The 13,680-nt window shown below is 49.8% G+C and carries 8 protein-coding genes; 2 read left to right on the top strand and 6 right to left on the bottom strand.

The annotated features are described in order from the left end of the window. Positions 1-110: 110 nt before the first annotated feature. Complete coding sequence (locus tag NSS88_RS01705; protein ID WP_055359055.1) at positions 111-422, top strand: hypothetical protein; 312 nt, start codon at positions 111-113, stop codon at positions 420-422. A 102-nt stretch (positions 423-524) separates the two neighbouring features. Here NSS88_RS01705 and NSS88_RS01710 read toward each other — a convergent pair whose 3' ends face one another. The 6 genes from NSS88_RS01710 to NSS88_RS01735 form a co-directional block, all read right to left on the bottom strand. Then, positions 525-1,958 (bottom strand): site-specific DNA-methyltransferase, encoded by a 1,434-nt coding sequence (locus NSS88_RS01710; protein WP_055359054.1) that lies wholly within the window; start codon positions 1,956-1,958, stop codon positions 525-527. Positions 1,959-2,185: 227 nt separating this feature from the next. Next, complete coding sequence (locus NSS88_RS01715; protein WP_055359053.1) at positions 2,186-4,810, bottom strand: DEAD/DEAH box helicase; 2,625 nt, start codon at positions 4,808-4,810, stop codon at positions 2,186-2,188. After that, complete coding sequence (locus tag NSS88_RS01720; protein WP_055359052.1) at positions 4,755-6,035, bottom strand: hypothetical protein; 1,281 nt, start codon at positions 6,033-6,035, stop codon at positions 4,755-4,757. The genes NSS88_RS01715 and NSS88_RS01720 overlap by 56 nt, the downstream gene beginning before the upstream one ends. Beyond that, positions 6,032-6,703 (bottom strand): OmpA/MotB family protein, encoded by a 672-nt coding sequence (locus NSS88_RS01725; RefSeq protein WP_055359051.1) that lies wholly within the window; start codon positions 6,701-6,703, stop codon positions 6,032-6,034. Before NSS88_RS01725 ends, NSS88_RS01720 begins: the two co-directional genes overlap by 4 nt. Further along, positions 6,700-8,646, bottom strand: a complete 1,947-nt coding sequence (locus NSS88_RS01730) for a MotA/TolQ/ExbB proton channel family protein (RefSeq protein WP_055359050.1) — start codon at positions 8,644-8,646, stop codon at positions 6,700-6,702. Before NSS88_RS01730 ends, NSS88_RS01725 begins: the two co-directional genes overlap by 4 nt. 407 nt (positions 8,647-9,053) lie before the next feature. Next, a complete protein-coding gene (locus NSS88_RS01735; RefSeq protein WP_341082742.1) occupies positions 9,054-12,815 on the bottom strand; it encodes a bifunctional RecB family nuclease/DEAD/DEAH box helicase in 3,762 nt (1,253 codons plus the stop codon). A 171-nt stretch (positions 12,816-12,986) separates the two neighbouring features. On the opposite strand from NSS88_RS01735, the gene NSS88_RS01740 reads away from it, so the two are divergent. Continuing rightward, positions 12,987-13,673 carry a hypothetical protein gene (locus NSS88_RS01740; RefSeq protein ID WP_328058704.1) on the top strand — a complete coding sequence of 229 codons (687 nt, stop codon included), beginning with the start codon at positions 12,987-12,989 and terminating at the stop codon, positions 13,671-13,673. Positions 13,674-13,680: the final 7 nt, after the last annotated feature.

Below are 13,680 nucleotides of genomic sequence, written 5' to 3' on the forward strand. Positions count from 1 at the left end.
TGGCATACAAAATGACAACTTTTCGAACTTTCCACAACATCTATTATATCGACAACGACTACGTTATATAATGACATTGAGCATAATTTCACAAATCAGGAGGCCTAAACATGATCGTCCACGAACTGACGGACATCGAACATCTATTCACTGAACAATTGCAAGAAGGCTACTATGTCATCCGCGAAACGTACCAAAACGTACTCGTGGAGCCGGAAGACGGCGACACCATCCGGCAAGTGGACGCTGGAACGGAAGAAGTCGTCACCATCGTATTTGATCCCGGCGACGAATACTCCCTCATTTGCCTTGACACCTACACGTTCGCCGAAGGCATTCCGTCCTTGGCGGAGCTTAAAGAAACGATTGCTGCGGAGTACGACGTCTTTGTCAACGACCGTTGGGCTGAGGCGTCATTGTAAAAAGCGCCTGAAACGACGGACATCAGGGACTCGGAACATAGACGCAACGCCTGTTTTACCAAAGCGCTTTTCATCAGCCGAATCGAAAAGCAGCCCGTCCACCTAGCGAGCGGGCTGCTTCGATTTCTTCTCGAACCGAAATACGCGAAAGCCAATATCAAGCTCTGTCTTCCCCGTTTCACGGACGATTTTCTCTCCCGCACGGCGGATGCGCTCGCGGCCGATGTCGCAAATCGTTCGAAACCCCACCCGATAGGCCGCCGACGTTTCCGCAAGCGGCTCGGGAAGTTGCACCATGAGAAACGACCGCCGGCCGCCGTCTTCAGCGTTTTGCTGCATGACGGCATGGGCCGTTGTCGCCGAGCCGGAAAAAAAGTCGAGGATGATGTCATTGTCCTTCGTTGTCAACGCCACCATGCGCTGAATGAGCTTCACCGGCTTCGGGTAATCCATCACCGCCAGCCCATCGAACAGCTCCTTCAGCTCTTTTTTCGCCTCCTGCGAATGGGACACCTCATCATGCGTCCAAATCGTAAGCGGTGTCACCGTCGGCTTCACTTCGCTTAAAAACCGCTTCAGGCGCGGCACCCCATTGCCGTCTTTGCCAAACCAAATGCGGTTGTCTTCCACCAGTTCGGTGAAGCGCTCTTTCGTCACCCGCCAGCAATACCCGTTCGGCGGGGAAACGACCCGGCCGCCCGGGGTCACGATGTCATAAATTTTTTCCGGAACCGGCGGACCGACCGACAAATCTCCTGACGTCCACGGCCCGCGCGGGTCGTTGTCCGGATTGGCATACCGCCCGTTCGCTTCCGGATGGCGCGGCAAGCCGTACCAAGCTAAACGATCGATATTTTTCGCGTAACAGAGGATGAAGTCATGGTTGCGCGAGGCAAACTTGTTCATATTCACAGGGGAAAACGCCCGCTGCCAAATGAACGTGGCGACAAAATTCCGCTCGCCAAAAATTTCATCGCACATTTTTTTCAAATTCGCCTGCTCTGTATCATCAATAGAAATAAACATCGCCCCTGTCTCCGCCAACAGCGTTCTCGCCACCCAAAGGCGCGGGTACATCATATTCAGCCAGCCGGCATGGCCGCACGCTTCTTCCTGGATCCCGCTAGAAACAACGGCTTTCCCCTTGCGCCAATTGTCTTTGTACGTGAGCACTTTTCCTGTATTGTACGGCGGGTCGATGTAAATCATTTGGATGGCCCCTGCATGCGACGTCCGCAGCAGTTTTAATACTTCTAAATTGTCCCCTTCAATATACCAATTGTTTGTTGTCTCCCACTGCTTGCTCGCTGCCTGATCCGGCCGCAATACTCCGGACGCAGGCGTTTCAGCGAGCCGCCTCGCCTCTGCCTTCCCCGGCCACATGAACTCATATGCTTCCTGCCGTTTGTGACCGCCAAACACCCTCTTCAGCCACTCCCAATCGATGCCCCCATCCACAACCGCTTCCGGAAAGAGCTTTTTGATCACCTCAAGCCTTGCATCCGACACCGGTCTTCTCCCGCCGGCATTTGCCATGGCACGCCCTCCCTTCCCCTCCGCCATCTTGTCCGCAACGTTTTTTTGTCCACGAAAAAGAGATCGTATTTCCAATATTTCGCCATGGCAAACCGTTTTCCTGCCACAACTCTTAGCTAAAAAATATCCCCACCTCCTGCAAACGGAAGCGGAACGTAGAACGTTTCATGCGAAGCGATTCCCTTATCAGACAAGAGAATCCGCCGATCGAACACGAAAACAACGCTTTACACAAGCTGTCTTCGCCCCACCACCTTCTCAGCGACCGCTTGCTGGATCTCGCTCATATTAAACGGAATAATGACATTTTCGGCTAAATGGCGCTTGCTTTCAAGCAATTCATGCATCAATTCCTCTACTGTTCCCTGCGGAAAGTGGGAACTGTCCCTCGTAATAATATGGTAGACATACACGTCCTTTTGCTGGCCGATGCGATATGCACGGTCAGTTGCTTGATTTTCGACCGCTGGATTCCACCATCTTGTGTAATGAATCACATGGTTGGCACTTGTGATCGTCAAGCCGACGCCGGCCGCTTTTGGGGATAAAATCATAATGCCAAAGCCTTGCATTTCATTAAAACGTCGAACAATCAATTGCCGATTTTTCGTATCGCCATCAATCACTGGAACAGAAATGCCGTATGTCTCCATAAAGATTCGTTTTAAAAGAAAGTGTAGTTTGCGAAATTCAGTAAAGATGAGCACTTTCTCTCCCTTTTGCCGAATCGTTTCAATGATGTGCATCGTTTCTTTCAGCTTCGGCACTTCTTGATAAGAGAGCTGTTCATATTTCGGAATGACCGCACCGGGATGGCCGTACAGTTGACGGAGTCTCATAATCATATTCAAAATGGCGACCTGACCAACTTCTTTTGTGGCCAGCATTGACTGGGCAATCTCCTTCTGTATGGGCGAAGCTTCAACATAAATCGGCGGAACAAGGTGTTTTTTAGGCAAACGGCCATCGAGAATTTGTTGCTTCGTGCGGCGCAAATAGTACGGTTGGAGGGCCGCAAGCAACGCATCATAGTCCGACGTTTCTACATAGCGGAAGCGAAATTCTTTTAGAGAGCCTAAAGCGCCGGGCTGGACAAAGTCCATAATCGCCCAAAGTTCGTCTAAACTATTTTCGACCGGCGTACCGGTCATCGCTAAACGGAAACGTCCTTGCATGGCGCGAATGGCGCGTGAGCGCTGGCTAGTATGAGATTTAATGTTTTGCGCCTCATCACAAATAATCGCTTGAAATTCAATTTTCCCCAACAGAAGCTGGTCCATTTTGAGCGTGTCATAGCTTGTCAAAACGATATCAAACTGTGAAATGAGCTGCGACGAAGACAACCGTCCTCTTCCTTTATGAATATATAAACCGTCCAACAAGCTTGGGGCAAACTTTTCGATTTCCGCCACCCAGTTCTCAATAAGGGCTATCGGCAGGACGATCAACGTCGGCTTCAACCGCCCATTTGCTTTTTGATGCAGCAAAAACGCAATGACTTGAATGGTTTTTCCAAGCCCCATATCATCGGCAAGCAGGCCGCCCCTTTCTTGCTCTGCCAAGTGACAGAGCCACTCAAAGCCTTCGATTTGATGCGGAAAAAGCTCCGCTTGCAGCTCGGATGGAATCGGATAGCGCCGGCATGATGCCTCTTGGGCGCTGTCTATCTTGTATTCAAGTTGTTCTTCGTTATCTTTAATATCAAGAATATACCGGCGCTTCAACGCTTCATCGGCGTCTTTCGGCAGCTGCAGCAGCTTCCGGCGCAATAAAGGATCTAGGTAAATCCATTTGCCGTTGTATTCGACATATTGCTGATCCGGATATTTTTCCATCAGTTCGCGCAAAAACGTCTCATCGTACGGAACGGTATGCCCGCTCTCCTCATCAAACCATTGCATTCCGGTCCGCTCATGAAAAAAAGGGCGAACCCGTTCAATCGGGATAAGGCCGCGGACACGTTCTGAAAACTGGTCCAAATCAAATAAATAATCATGCTCAGGCAAGACGGCAGCCGGATTTTCCAAAAACAGCGGCACTTCTTCTCCCGTAATATGCCGTTTTTGCTGCAAATGCATCATATCAGCATGAACCTGCTCCGTGCTGACGAAACGGCTGCGCCCATGGCCTTTTTTTATGCTGCTAACCCGTTGCAGTCGTTGAAGATGGCGGGTTTCCTCCTCATTTCGTCCTTTAACGACAAGCTCGATATGGTCATGGCGGTGCACAGCAACGTCCACATCGTACGCATCAACGACGTGATACGTTTCGTTTTGTAAAAAGTTTTCAAGTTCAATTCCTGCTTCGTTGGCCAGCTGTTGGCAAATGCCGATTTTTTCATATCCTGATTCGTACGATCCCAAAAGCGCTTGTTTCAGCCGATATACGCGTTCCGGGAGCAACATGAGACGGTCTGGCAGCACATAAATCGCCCCAGCCTGCTTCCCAACCCGATCTAAGTTGCGCCCGCCTGCATCAAACAGTTGCAAAACTAAGTCCGCTTCATGCGGCAACGAACGAAGTGAGAGCTTTCCGCCCACTTGCTCCTCAACAACGGGAAGCCCTAAATGTTGGAGCACTTCTTTGGCGCTTTCGTCTTTCAGCAATTCATAATACTCGCTATACGGCAAAGTCGAATCGACAAGAACGCCCGAGTCGTAAAGCTCCTCCCAAGCGACATACTGCTGAAATCCTTGCACTTTGTAATATTTTTCGATGTCTTCTTTGGCCATAGGCAGCTTCAGTTCGGCGACGGTTTTGCCGTCATGCAACTGAAACGAAAAATGAATCCCATCCTCATTCGGCGTCAAAACTGCCTTCATCATTTTCCGTTTCTTTTTGAAGAAGAACATCCCTTCTTACCTCCCAGCCGAGTTCTCGGCGAAGCCATTCATCAAATTTCCATTGCCACCCACCGTTATGGCGCAGCCAGCCGCCTGGAATTGTCAAATCTCTATCCATCAGCTCGGTTCGTTTCACTTCCCGCACTTTTCGCCACGCCTTGTTGGCAAACTGCTCGCGTTCGGCGAGCATCCGGTCGATTTTGGGCTGAAAATGGCGCCGGAATACGTCGGCGCGGTAAATATAAACCGCCCCAGTTCCGAGCACTTCCATAATGACAACGTCATGAAAATACATAATCAACGTCGTGCGTTCATCCGTCACAACGACATCCTCTAGCTTTGGAATAAACTTTTCCCAATATTGAAACCGTTCATGGTTTTTATTCACGCCGCCAAAAAAGTCTTTCAATTCCAACCTCATAATCCACCGAGCAAACCGCTGCTTTTCCTCTTCCCCGACATATCTCCATAGCATTGGTTTTCTGTGATACGTTTGCAACTTTTCAAATATCAATCTTCCGAGCGGCTTGACGTGATTCAGTTTGCACTTTTTGATCAATGCGTTCGCCATTTTTTGTTGCTGCTCATTTGTCGAAGAAACAAACATATCCCGGTACAACTCTTGTTCTTTGAGAAAAAACGATTCATCGGCCAGCTGGAAAATTTCCATCAGCACGAGTTTAAACAACGGGAAATTTTTCGTTAAATAAAACGTCTCCAATTCCTCTAAAATGCCTTTCTCGCTTTCATACGCCGTCGTCGCCAAATATACAATCGGGTCTTTGCTTGACAAATAACGCCGCCATTTTTCGCTCTTTTCTTTTTCCATTCTTTTTTCAATTTTTTCGATATGAGAGGCATAAGCATAGCGTAAAAGCTTCCAAATTTCATCCAAATCACATGTTTCATACAACACATCGACCAACACACGAAAAAGGCGGCGCTCATGACGAACGTGTTGCTGGATCACATCAATCATCGCTTTTTTCATCTCTTCCGGAAGCTCTTTTTTATATAAGTTTGGCAAAAGAATCTTTTCCCGCCTCGACAACTGTTTGACCCATTGTTCGAATGCCGAAGACGGTGCATCGACTAGCCCCGCAAACTGGTCGGACAGCCGTTCGAGCAGCCCCCGATATTTCTCATTGCTGTTTTCCATTGTTTTCTCCAAAAGAGGCGGACGCACTTCGCGCAGCCATCGTTTCAGCAATACCGGTTCATACTCATACTTCATTCGTTCACCAACTTTTCAATGGCTTTAATTGCTTCATCGTCCTTAAGACGGAATAAAAATTCAACCCGGCGTGATCGGTCAGGATCATACTTGCCGTTTTCATCCGTCAGCGGATTGCTGAAGCTCCGGCCATTTGCAGTAATGTACTTTTTCGACAGCTCCCGCTCTTTAAAATTAGGAAACTCTTTACTATAAATATACTCTAAAACGGCGTATGCCCGTCGCTGTGACAAAGACATGTTGTACATGTACGTCCCATTTCGGTCGGTATGTCCTTCGATAATGATACTTGAAATTTCATCTTTAAACCGATCCTGCAATAAAATCCCCATATACTTAGGAATAAATTGTTGCAAAAACGCCTTCCCCTCCGGAGAAATTTCCGCCGAGTTCGATTCAAACAAAATGCTGCCGGGAAAGCGGATGGCTCCTGTTTGCTGATCAATCTCAATGGCTAGATTCGACTTCTTAAACGCTTCTGTTAAAGCCCGAATGATCTCCGTTTTGACGCTGACAACCTCTTCAATTTGTTTTTCTTTCTCTTCTAACAATTCACGGTAGTCAAGGATGACAAACATCAACAACAAGGCAAACACCATCAACATGGCGCTCATTAAATCCGCATAGGACATCCAATAATTAACTTCCGTCCGTCTCCGATATTTCATGTTGAAGCCCCTGCTTTCCATTTATCCAGATGATCGACTAAGTCTTCCATATTCTCAATGAAATCGTTCTGAACCTCACTGAACTGATAAACGAGCCCGCTCACTTCCTGAACGGCTTTTGTCAACGTCTCATCAAAGTGTTGATACGTTTTGCTTAGACCGCTGTCAATGTTCTCCGCAAAATCTTTCATTGAAAGATGAAGGGCTTCTGTAATCTTCGCCAACTGTTCTTTCGTCATCGCCCAGTTTTGCTGCAGCGTCGCGATTTGCTCTGTCATCTCATTCATGTACACTTTCGTCGTTTGTAATGCTTCCTCCACCGTTTCATTTGTCTGCGCACGCAGCTGCACAAGCTCTGGAAGAAGCTGTTTTTGCGCTTCCTGCATTTTAAGCAGCTGCTCCTTCAGCTCGCGAACGCGATTGAACGTTTCGCGCAATTCGGAAACGAGCGGGGACAGCGCAGCCACAGCCGACTGGACATCGCCGAGCAGCTGCTGCGAATCATGCAGCGATTCTTTTTGAATGCGGAGAGACTCCTCAAACTTGTTCGCCATCGTTTGAAAGGACGCGGAAAGGGAAGATGCAGCATGAACAAGCTGTTCGAGCAACTGGCTGTAATGCGTTTCGACCTGCGCATTAAAGTGGGTAAAACGATCCACCAGATCGTCGTATTTTTGAGCGAGCAACTGGTTGCTCCGCATCACTTCTTGTTGGACTGGGAGATGGTCTTTTGTCAGCTGCTGCAACTGATAAAACGTTTCTCCTAATCCGTTCATTATGCCTGCCGTTTTTTGATAGCTGTCCTTCATCAGCTCAAGTTCTCCAGCCATCTTTTCAAATTGCGCAAACATTTTTTCCGTCCGCTCAAGCGTCATCGCCTGTCGCTCTTCCGTATAAGCAAAACGGCTTGTGAATGACTCAATCGTTTTCATCATTTCTGAGTGAAGCACTTGCGATTGTTGGACAAACTCTCTAAACTTTCCAATCGACTGTTGTGTCCCGCCTGTAATCTCATCAACAAGCCGACTCGTCACATCGGCGCTTGTACTTTTTGTCAACTCAATTTGCGACTCAAGCAGCTTCGCCTGCGTCTCCATCCCTTCATGCAGCTGGGCGAACTGGTCATGAAGCTGACCGAACGCTTGCTGCAGGCTGCCGTGCGACTGCTGAAGCGATAGAGCGATCGGCTGCATCGCCCTTTCAAGCGCATCAGTCAGCAGCGTCTTCAGATGGTCAGCCTGGTGGCGTGATAACTTTTCTAAACGGTTAAGAAACAGCTCCTCATCATCGGTGCTAAGCAAAAAGTCAAGCCGCTCGGAATGCCAGTCGATATTGCGCTCAAGCACGCCACTGATCCAGCGGTCGAACATCGTCCATATTAAAGAAAGCAACACGCCCCATACAGAAGTGTAAAAGGCGACTTTCATCCCATTTATTAAACTATCAATTCCAGACCGCAACATTTCTGTATCACTGACATGCAATTGAGCCAATCCTACCGAGAGACCAACGAAAGTGCCAAGAACACCGAGACTGACGTGAATGCCCGCCCCCATGTCCATCAATGTTCGGTAGCCCATATGATGGTACATCACATCAAATCCAAAAAACGGCTCTACATTAATGCGCTCATCCTCATTTTTCTGCGATACGCGATTATAATACCGCTCCCAAAGTTCTTTATATTTCGACTTTTTCACTTGGGCAAAAAGATTGTGAATGGCCTGATCAATCTCGTAGACGCTTCCATCTAAAGGACGGTTTAATTCCAAAAGCTTTGGCTTCAACTGGTTCATCACCGCAATCTCCCTATGAATGCGGACAAACTGCCAAACAGCCATCACCAAAAACAAACTAAACTGAAAATAAAGAAACAAATCAGTAAAACCTTCATTTCCGATTTTGTTAATCAAGGAAAACAACGTCTCAAAAACGGTATACAACGTCCCTCACCCGCGCTTTCTATTGTGTAAAGTTATCTGTTGCTAAGAAAAATCCAATCCGTTCCATTCGTCCCCTTCGCTGTTCATCTGATTATTCACTGGAATGGCAAAAAGCGTTCTTCTCTCCGATTCTTACAAAATCATTTTACAGGCGTTACGACCTATCGGCAATATGTAACAAAATAACAATTATATAGATGACTTGGCCGTCCAAAAAAATCGCCATGCCCTCCCTCCTCCGGCACAGAAAACAAAACGAGCCAACAAACGGAGAAGGCGGCATAGCGGATGGCGACTGTTTATGCGGTTTTTGAGCAAGAAAATGGGGGATTCTCGGATGCATCAAAGAATTTCTCAAGTTGAACAGCGCCTTGATTCATCCTTTTTTCCTGTCAAACTCAGCAGCTTCATAGAGTGTCCATGTTTTCCATCTTCGGACGACTGACTCGGTACATTTGCAGCGCAACACCGTCGACCATAAACGTTTGCGCTTCCCCATGACGTAAAGCGTACTGCTCAAGCCCAACCATAAAGTTGACTCCTTCACGGTATTCCTCGTTGCCGATCACCTGAAGCGGCGGCGACATGAGTTGGCGTGAGAGGAAGAGGATCGCCTTTTTCCGCGCCCGTGTGAGCGAAACGTTGAGGCGGTTCAAACTGTAGATGAACTCCCCTTCCATCACAGCCAGTTCCGGATCGGCGACGCCGTAGCTGATGATCGCCGCATCCACTTCTTGCCCTTGCATTTTATCAACCGTATCGACGAAAAACGGCGGACGCAGTCCTTGGTGTTCAAGGGCACGGCGAATGGCGCGGATTTGCGCCCGATGCGGCGAGATGATAAACAGCCCGCGGCGCCAAAACGCTTGGTCGCCTTCTGATGAGTCATCGTACCGTTTTTCCTCGCTGTCGAGAAGCCGTTCCCGCAACACCTTCGCGATGCTCGCCACCCAGCGCGCTTCCGCCTCGTTTTCTTGGGCACCGTACACGCCGTCATACGTGCAGACGACAAGCGGATAGTCAGGGTCGATCGCTGCTTCCACCCATTCATCGGCAGTTGGGGCATCGGCGAGCGCCAACGTTTGCTCGGCAATCTGGCGGGTGAACGCGGTATACTGGGAGCTGTAAATCCGCTCGGCCGGGTAGCGGCAAAGCGCCTCGTTCATGCGGAAATTGTCCGTCAGTTGGCGGGTATACCGCTTCTCCACATCCGCGTCAAACAGCAGGCGGAAAATCGAGTCGAACAGGTGCGGTTCCCCTTCCGTGGCCGCATACGTCCCTTGAATGATTGGCGGCAGCTGGAAATGGTCGCCGACGATAAGCAGCCTGCCTGCTTTTTTGACATGGCGCAGCGCCAACAGTGAATCGGCCACGCGGATTTGCGACGCCTCATCCAGAATGACGACGTCAAACTCTTCTAGACAGCCTTTTTCATACGCTCTTTGAATGCCGTACAGCGTGGCGCCAAGCACCCGATGCCCGCCGTTGCCCAGCCATCGGGGAAGGTCACGGTCCGCCACCTCGGCGATTCCTTTGGCGTTTTCCGTCTGAATCTCACCAAGTTTCGCGATATGGACGCTGCGCCGCGGCGCAAGCTCCTGAATTTTGCGCAGAACGTTTTCGATCGCCGCATGGGTGAAACCCGAAACAAGAATGGCAAGCCTGCGCCCCTGCTTTTCGTAAATCGGCATAAGCAGCCGAAGAGCGACGGCAATAAAATGCGTTTTCCCGGTGCCAGGCGGCCCCCAGACGAGCGTCAACGTATGACGGAGAAAGTGGAGAAACGCCTGACGCTGGCTTTTTGTCAACCCGCTTTGGCGGAGAAGCGCCTTGACTTCCTCTGCATCCCAGTTGGGACGAAACGTTTTCCGATAGCGAATCGGATCGCGAATCAAGTCCAAGATGCGATGATTGTCCTTATCCAACTGTTGCAACGCCTGCAAGACGCGCGGGGTGGTAAAATCCGCATGCCGAAGCGACAGCCAATACTCCCCTCCTTCCACAAGCGGGAACCGGTCGAGCCATTTGGGCAACTCGAGCTCGAGTTCAGCTGTCTTGCCATTATCTTCGATGGCGCGAATGCGGGTAAAGTACAAATTGACCCGTTGGGGCGTCTTCCATTCACTGGCGTACTTATGATCAGAAAACGTCTGTTGCGCCTTTTCCCCTTCCTCATTGCACTCCGTCAAAAGCCAGCTCGCCTTCTGGTCGATCGCTTCAAGCGCCTGGCGGTTGTTCAATCGGAACCGATCGCCGCCAAGGTACGTGACATGAAGCGTCACTCCGTTCTCAAGCCGCTCCGAAAGCGGGAGCAGGCGCTTTTGGCGAATATCCAAGTAGTTTAATAGCGCCTCGTAGCGCGCCATAAACGCCAGCTTGGACACAAGCGGATCGCGGTAATCAGCCGAATGAGGAAACGCAAATTTTTCCGGCCAGACCATAAGTGGCGAAGGATCGACGCTCTCGGCCCACGCACGGATTCCTTGAATGATGCTGTGAGCGGCCCAAAGGCGGCGGCTCAGCTCCTTCTCGACCGCTTTTCGTTTTTCCTCGTCCCCCGTTTGCCAGGCGTCGTGCAGCATATCCAGTTTCATGGCGTTTGTCAAACGAAATGAAAAACGCTCACTCGCCGAGTACAGAAACGGCGAATCATGGTAGGCCGCAATATATCGCGACAAGTCTTCAAGACGGTACGCGACATGCGCCGGCAAGGCGAACAGCTGGCTCACAGCCGTTGTCAGCACAACGACAGGAAGCGGAACCATTTCGCTTGGGTGGTCGCTGGCACTTGCTAGTGAGCTGCTATGAAAATACGACAGCAGCCGAACAGCTTTTTCGTTATAGTCTGGATCGAACAAAAGCGCTTGAAGTAGCTGCTGCACATTGTCCCATTCATAGTTGTCGATGACATACACCTGCACCGATTTTTGCGACCGCCACTCTCGCTCCCGGTTGTAATCGTGCACCGTCTGAAGCAGGCGGTCCAGCGCATCGGCCAGCTTTCGGCCAACCTCGTCGCATTCCTCAAACGAACCGGCGATAACATGATGCATTTCCGATCCCGTTCCAAACACGTCTGTTCCACCAACACGGTACAACGATGCCGCCGCAATCTTCCCCGTCAACGGATCGCGTTGCGCGGTGAGAATCAGACGGATGTCTTCCCATATCGGCATATGCGTCACCGCCTGGTCATACGGAACGACCTTTTCCTCCGCAATCGCCTCAAGCTGCGCTTCAAGCCGCCGAAGTTGACGCGCCAATCCAGCGTTTTGTTTTAGGACGTGTCTCGTTTCTTGACGCTCAAGAAGTTGGCGAAACTCATCGATCGTCTCCGGAAGCTGCCGCTCGCGGATAAAGCGGGACGCATGACTCGATAAGTACGGAACGAGGGAAATATGCGACTGTTTCCGCGCTTTGTCGAAACAGTAATCATAGAACGGGCACCATTCACAGCGATAATCCAAATGCCAAAACAGCTCATCAAGTTGCTTCCCAGCCAGCGCCGTCAATTCGCTAGCCAAAAACTGCTCAAGAAACGGAAGCAGCTGTCCGATATCTGTCAGCTGCGGCTGCTCGGTTTTGTACGTCCATATCCCGGCTTCGCGCAAATCGACGCTGCCCTTAACACCGTGCTCCTCTAACACCGAGGACAACATCAACGCGTACAGCGCCGTTTGCACGCGGTGGGAAATCTTTAACACATCTGATGATTTGATGTCGATGATGCGGAACACAAAGCCGTTTTGCCCCGGAATGCACTCAATCAAATCCGGACGGCACGCCGCAAATCGGATCACTTTCAGATCCAACCCGTACCGTTCGTAAAAGCGCGGCGGCGCGATCAATGTCGGCTGGTATAAATAGCGCTTGCTCGGCTGCTTCAGCTCGCGGATCGTCTCCTCTCCATCCAAATAGCAGTGGGAAATCGGTGCGCCAGGCTCTCGCTTCCCCATCTGCACTTGGCCGGCCAAATAGGTCGTAATCACTTCCTCTTCCCACTCAACCCCTCGGCGCAGCACGCTCTGATGCACCGCGGGCCGCTCAAACAGCTCTTCCGGCACATCGAGCTCGCTGCGCCGTTCTTTCGCCAACGACTGAAAATAAAAATTCCGCTCGCACTCGTGATAAAAATAGCTTGCGATTTTGGCAGGAGAAACGTAAAGCATACATCGATCCCTTTCTAAAAACATACTAGCCGACATCCGCACTGGGACTTGTCAGTTTGTTTATTCATTGTATCATATGTTTGTACGCTTTCCTATATACACCATTCGTGCTTGTCCGACAAGAACATATGTGCTATAATGAAGGAAATTAGAATGAAAGAGGGGCCAACCATGAGCGAAGAGATCCTCTTGCAGTTGTTCAACCGCCTTGGTCATATCGAGAACACGCTGCACCTCCTCGTCGAAAGCCACAAACGGCTGGAAGCAGAACAACAAGAAATGCGAAAAGAACAGCAGGAGATCCGAAGAGAACAACAAGAAATACGGAAAGAGCAACAGGAAATCCGAAGAGAACAACAGGAAATGCGGAAAGAACAGCAGGAGATCCGAAGAGAACAACAGGAAATGCGGAAAGAACAGCAGGAGATCCGTAGAGAACAACAGGAAATGCGGAAAGAACAGCAGGAGATCCGTAGAGAACAACAGGAAATGCGGAAAGAGCAAGAAGAATTCCGACGCATCCAGCAAGCTCTCCTTGAAGGCCAAAAACGGTTGGAAGAAGAACAAGCCCATATCAAAGCCGGCCAAAAAGAGCTGTATGACTTGATGTCTGCCCTGCTTCACCGCCAGGATGAAACCGACGCCGCACTCGACGCCCTCGCGATGGACGTGCACAAACTTCACGGTGAAGTTTCTTCCATCCACCAAAGACTCGACTCCTTAGAGAAAAAAGTCGATTCCCATGCCCAATCATTCAATGAACAGCTGAACAACATCAAACTTGACATCACCTTCCTCTCGAACAAAGTCATCGAACACGAACGGGAAATCTACAAAATTAAGAATGTCATTTTATGACGATAAA

Source organism: Geobacillus sp. FSL W8-1251 (genome assembly GCF_038005945.1).
Classification (GTDB): domain Bacteria; phylum Bacillota; class Bacilli; order Bacillales; family Anoxybacillaceae; genus Geobacillus; species Geobacillus stearothermophilus.

Excerpts from the sequence above, each read along its gene's own strand:
- NSS88_RS01710 (WP_055359054.1), bottom strand. The coding sequence starts at position 1,958 with ATGGCAAATGCCGGCGGGAGAAGACCGGTGTCGGATGCAAGGCTTGAG.
- NSS88_RS01715 (WP_055359053.1), bottom strand. The coding sequence starts at position 4,810 with ATGTTCTTCTTCAAAAAGAAACGGAAAATGATGAAGGCAGTTTTGACG.
- NSS88_RS01725 (WP_055359051.1), bottom strand. The coding sequence starts at position 6,703 with ATGAAATATCGGAGACGGACGGAAGTTAATTATTGGATGTCCTATGCG.
- NSS88_RS01740 (WP_328058704.1), top strand. The coding sequence starts at position 12,987 with ATGAGCGAAGAGATCCTCTTGCAGTTGTTCAACCGCCTTGGTCATATC.
- NSS88_RS01705 (WP_055359055.1), top strand. The coding sequence starts at position 111 with ATGATCGTCCACGAACTGACGGACATCGAACATCTATTCACTGAACAA.
- NSS88_RS01720 (WP_055359052.1), bottom strand. The coding sequence starts at position 6,035 with ATGAAGTATGAGTATGAACCGGTATTGCTGAAACGATGGCTGCGCGAA.
- NSS88_RS01735 (WP_341082742.1), bottom strand. The coding sequence starts at position 12,815 with ATGCTTTACGTTTCTCCTGCCAAAATCGCAAGCTATTTTTATCACGAG.